This window comes from Mucilaginibacter sp., from assembly GCF_041663085.1.
In the GTDB taxonomy this organism is placed as follows: domain Bacteria; phylum Bacteroidota; class Bacteroidia; order Sphingobacteriales; family Sphingobacteriaceae; genus Mucilaginibacter.
The window spans coordinates 1-4,553 of the sequence record NZ_JBAZRC010000222.1; the positions used below are offsets into that span (position 1 = coordinate 1).

The 4,553-nt window shown below is 40.5% G+C and carries 5 protein-coding genes, 5 tRNA genes and 1 pseudogene; all 11 read left to right on the forward strand.

Going from position 1 to position 4,553, the window contains the following annotated elements:
• On the forward strand, window positions 1-925 hold a 925-nt coding region (locus WC615_RS22650; RefSeq protein ID WP_372980305.1), incomplete at its 5' end, for a tyrosine-type recombinase/integrase.
• A 12-nt stretch (window positions 926-937) separates the two neighbouring features.
• On the forward strand, window positions 938-1,285 hold the full coding sequence (gene hpf, locus WC615_RS22655; protein WP_067059688.1) for a ribosome hibernation-promoting factor, HPF/YfiA family: 348 nt from the start codon (window positions 938-940) through the stop codon (window positions 1,283-1,285).
• Window positions 1,286-1,526: 241 nt separating this feature from the next.
• A tRNA-Thr gene (locus WC615_RS22660) sits at window positions 1,527-1,599 on the forward strand.
• A 64-nt stretch (window positions 1,600-1,663) separates the two neighbouring features.
• Window positions 1,664-1,744, forward strand: a tRNA-Tyr gene (locus tag WC615_RS22665).
• Window positions 1,745-1,823: 79 nt separating this feature from the next.
• A tRNA-Gly gene (locus tag WC615_RS22670) sits at window positions 1,824-1,896 on the forward strand.
• A 98-nt stretch (window positions 1,897-1,994) separates the two neighbouring features.
• Window positions 1,995-2,066 (forward strand) — tRNA-Thr (locus tag WC615_RS22675).
• A gap of 62 nt (window positions 2,067-2,128) precedes the next feature.
• Window positions 2,129-3,316, forward strand: a complete 1,188-nt coding sequence (gene tuf, locus WC615_RS22680) for an elongation factor Tu (RefSeq protein ID WP_372980306.1) — start codon at window positions 2,129-2,131, stop codon at window positions 3,314-3,316.
• A gap of 126 nt (window positions 3,317-3,442) precedes the next feature.
• Window positions 3,443-3,513, forward strand: a tRNA-Trp gene (locus tag WC615_RS22685).
• Window positions 3,514-3,530: 17 nt separating this feature from the next.
• On the forward strand, window positions 3,531-3,725 hold the full coding sequence (gene secE / locus WC615_RS22690; RefSeq protein WP_191176014.1) for a preprotein translocase subunit SecE: 195 nt from the start codon (window positions 3,531-3,533) through the stop codon (window positions 3,723-3,725).
• A 13-nt stretch (window positions 3,726-3,738) separates the two neighbouring features.
• Complete coding sequence (nusG, locus tag WC615_RS22695) at window positions 3,739-4,281, forward strand: transcription termination/antitermination protein NusG (protein WP_067059685.1); 543 nt, start codon at window positions 3,739-3,741, stop codon at window positions 4,279-4,281.
• 203 nt (window positions 4,282-4,484) lie between these two features.
• Window positions 4,485-4,553, forward strand: a pseudogene (locus WC615_RS22700) (50S ribosomal protein L11); the annotation flags it as partial.

Below are 4,553 nucleotides of genomic sequence, written 5' to 3' on the forward strand. Positions count from 1 at the left end.
AATAGTTTTTATGTTTTTAGACAGGTTTATACAGCACATCAGGTTCGAGAAAAGATACTCGCCCCACACGGTATCAGCCTACCAGAGCGACCTTGAGCAATTTATGCTCTTTTTAAACCCGCCCAATCAGCCGGTACAGGTTACAACCCCAACAGACATCCGCCATCACGATATCCGTAACTGGATGGTACAGCTAATGGATAACAAGCTGCTTGCACGCTCTGTTAACCGTAAAATAGCCACGCTGCGCAAATACTTTAAGTTTTTGTTGCAGGAGGGAGTAATAACTACCAACCCTGCATCGCGCATCAACACACCCAAAGTGCCTAAAAACCTGCCAACCGTGGTAGATAGTGATAAACTAACCGGTATGCTGGATGGCAAAATGGATAGTGCGGCTGATAAAATATTTACAGAAGATTTTGCCGGCCAGCGCGATAAGCTGGTTATTGAGATGCTTTTTGGCACAGGTATGCGCCTTGCAGAAATTACCGGCATAAAAGAAACAGATATTAATTTGTACGAGGGCACCATTAAAGTTTTAGGTAAACGCAACAAACAGAGGATAATACCCCTGAATCATGAACTGGTGCTACTGTTAAAGCAATATACTGAGGCAAAGAAATGTGAAAATTTTAATAACAATTCCTTAACCTTAATCGTTACAAATAAAGGAGCGGATGCATATCCCAAGCTTATATATCTAATAGTGCAGAAATATCTTTCACACATATCAACCCAGGATAAAAGGAGCCCACACGTGTTAAGGCATACGTTTGCAACAAGCTTGCTAAACAATGGGGCCGATTTAAACGCTATAAAAGAATTGCTTGGCCACGCTAACCTTAGCGCCACGCAAATTTATACGCACAATTCAGTAGAACGACTTAAATCTATTTATAAACAAGCCCATCCAAAGGCATAAAAAGGAGGAAAAATGAAAATTACAGTGCAATCTATTCACTTCACTGCAGACAAGAGATTACTTGATTTTATCCAAAAGAAAGTAGATAAGCTGGAGACGTTTTACGATCACATAATAAGTGGTGAAGTATATTTAAAGCTGGAGAACGTAGAGGATGAGGCTAACAAGATATCAGAGATAAAACTGATGCTGCCGGGTAACCAAATTTTTGCAAAAGAGAAGTGTAAAACGTTTGAAGAGGCTACGGATTTGGTGGTTGAGAGCCTTCGCAAGCAAATTGAGAAACATAAAACAAAAAAATCTATCGCTGCCGAAGCTGCTAAAAAAGCGGCCCTTGTAACGGAAGAAGATGATTTTTAGGCATATAGCAGGGCAAAATTAAAGCCCGGATCGGCAGGTTTAAAGCCTGCCGATTTTTTTTGCAAAAATATTTTGTACAGCCTTAAATTTTTGTAGATTTGCAATCCCTTTCAGAGAGGCTTTAATCAGTCTCTTGATTATTGAAAGGGTGGTTCTTTAAAAAGAAAAAATAAGCGCAATATTATTTTGCAGCCAAAACCCTAAAATACCGAAAGGTAAAATGGTAATGGCGACAATTTAAGCCTCCTTAGCTCAGCTGGTAGAGCGACTGACTTGTAATCAGTAGGTCATTGGTTCGATCCCGATAGGAGGCTCTGTTTATTTCGGAAAAGTGATACTTAGCTTCCAATTAGGTATTATGGATCCGAAATCAACAATGGGGGGATACCAGAGCGGTCAAATGGGGCGGACTGTAAATCCGCTGCTTCGGCTACGAAGGTTCGAATCCTTCTCCCCCCACTTTAAGTACTAATTGCTAAATTCTAAATTCTAAAAATTGTTTTAGGGTTTAGAGTTTAGTGTTTTAGGTTTTAATATTGCGGAAGTAGCTCAGTTGGTAGAGCGATAGCCTTCCAAGCTATAGGTCGAGAGTTCGAACCTCTTCTTCCGCTCGGGTAGTTCAATGGTTGCATGGTTCATTAGTTCATTTGTGCCAGGTGGTAAATACCAATGAACTAATTGACGAGTGAACAAATGAACTAAAAAATTAGCCGACGTAGCTCAGGGGTAGAGCACTTCCTTGGTAAGGAAGAGGTCATGGGTTCAAATCCCATTGTTGGCTCAGATACTTTTAATATAAGTACATTACGTTTAAATAAATTAACCTACAAATAAAAAATAATCATGGCAAAAGAAAAGTTTGACCGCAGTAAGCCGCACTTAAACATCGGTACAATCGGTCACGTTGACCACGGTAAAACAACCCTTACCGCAGCTATCACTAAAGTATTAGCTGACGCAGGTTTATCAGAAGCACGTTCATTTGATTCAATTGACTCTGCTCCTGAAGAAAAAGAGCGTGGTATCACCATCAACACCGCTCACGTTGAATATTCAACTGCAAACCGTCACTATGCACACGTTGACTGTCCGGGTCACGCTGACTATGTAAAAAACATGGTTACTGGTGCTGCTCAGATGGATGGTGCTATCATCGTGGTTGCTGCTACTGATGGTCCAATGCCTCAAACTCGTGAGCACATCCTGCTTGCCCGTCAGGTAGGTGTACCTTCACTGGTTGTGTTCATGAACAAAGTGGATATGGTTGATGATCCAGAATTATTAGAATTAGTTGAAATGGAGATCCGTGAATTATTATCATTCTACGATTTCCCTGGTGATGATATTCCGGTTATCCAAGGTTCAGCATTAGGCGGTCTTAACGGCGATGCTAAATGGGTAGCTAAAATTATGGAGTTAATGGATGCTGTAGATAGCTACATTCCAATTCCTCCACGTTTAACTGATCTTCCTTTCTTGATGCCTGTTGAGGACGTATTCTCGATCACTGGTCGTGGTACTGTTGCAACTGGTCGTATCGAGCGTGGTGTTATCAACTCAGGCGAGCAAGTAGATATCTTAGGTATGGGTGCTGAGAACTTAAAATCAACCGTAACAGGTGTTGAGATGTTCCGCAAGATCCTTGACCGTGGCGAAGCTGGTGATAACGTAGGTTTATTACTACGTGGTATTGAGAAAACTGATATCCGCAGGGGTATGGTTATCTGTAAACCAGGTTCAGTAAACCCACACACTGATTTCAAAGCAGAGGTTTACGTATTATCAAAAGCAGAAGGTGGCCGTCACACTCCATTCTTCAACAAATACCGTCCACAATTCTATTTCCGTACAACTGACGTAACCGGTGAAATTTCATTGGCAGAAGGTGTAGAAATGGTTATGCCAGGTGATAACGTTACTATCACTGTAAAGCTAATCAACGCTATCGCTATGGAAAAAGGTCTACGTTTCGCTATCCGTGAGGGTGGTAGAACAGTAGGTGCTGGTCAGGTAACTGAAATATTAGCATAATTACAATACCCTTAACTGGGTAGCAAAACGGTTAATTTTGTATAAAGTACCGGGGCTTTTGTCTCGGTACTTTATTCACAATAAGCAAATACAATACAATTCTTCATTTTTTTGGAGATAGTATACACGGGAATAGTTCAACGGTAGAATAGAGGTCTCCAAAACCTTTGATCAGGGTTCGAATCCTTGTTCCCGTGCATAAGCAATTAATAAAATGGCAGGCGTAGCTGAATATATTAAAGAATCATACATTGAGTTGACCGAGAAAGTAACCTGGCCAACCTGGAGAGAGTTGCAAAGCAGCGCCGTATTGGTGTTGGTAGCTGCAATTATTATTGCTATGCTTATTTTTGGTATGGACCAGATAATCGGCTATTTGCTTAATCAGTTTTATACATCACTAACCTAATTATATATAATAGATGAGTGAGCAATTAAAGTGGTACGTAGTTAGGGCCATCAGTGGTAAAGAAAAAAAGGTAAAGCAATACATAGATGCGGAAGTAAACAGGTTAGGTATAACACACCTTATCCCGCAGGTATTGATCCCTACCGAAAAATACTACCAGATGCGCGATGGAAAGAAAATCGCTAAAGAGCGTAATTATTTCCCGGGCTATGTATTAATGGAAGCCGCGCTTGACGGTGAGTTAGAGCACGTTATTAAGAACATTAATAGCGTTATTGGCTTTTTAGGTGATAAGCAAGGTAACGCTATCCCTTTACGCCAGGCCGAAGTTAACCGTATTTTAGGTAAGGTTGACGAGATGAGCGCACAAGGCGAAACCATGAATGTACCATATTACGTTGGCGAGAACGTTAAAGTAATGGATGGTCCTTTCAACGGCTTTAGCGGTGTTATCGAGGAAGTTAACGAAGAGAAAAAGAAATTAAAAGTAATGGTAAAGATATTTGGGCGTCGTACGCCGCTTGAATTGAATTACATGCAGGTAGAGAAAGAATAGTTTAGACAAGAGATATGAGCTTATAGATTGATGAAACATCTAAGGGTCATATTGATAGCGCTAAACAATAAATATAACAATATAAAGGTTTGAATAACCTGGTACGAGCCTCAAATCTCCTATCTAACATCTCAAATCTAAAGATCTTAAATGTTACTTAGCTTCCACTTACTAACATTGAGTTATAATTAAAACAAATCAAAATGGCAAAAGAAGTCGGTGCGATGGTAAAGCTACAAGTGAAGGGCGGCGCTGCAAACCCATCTCCACCA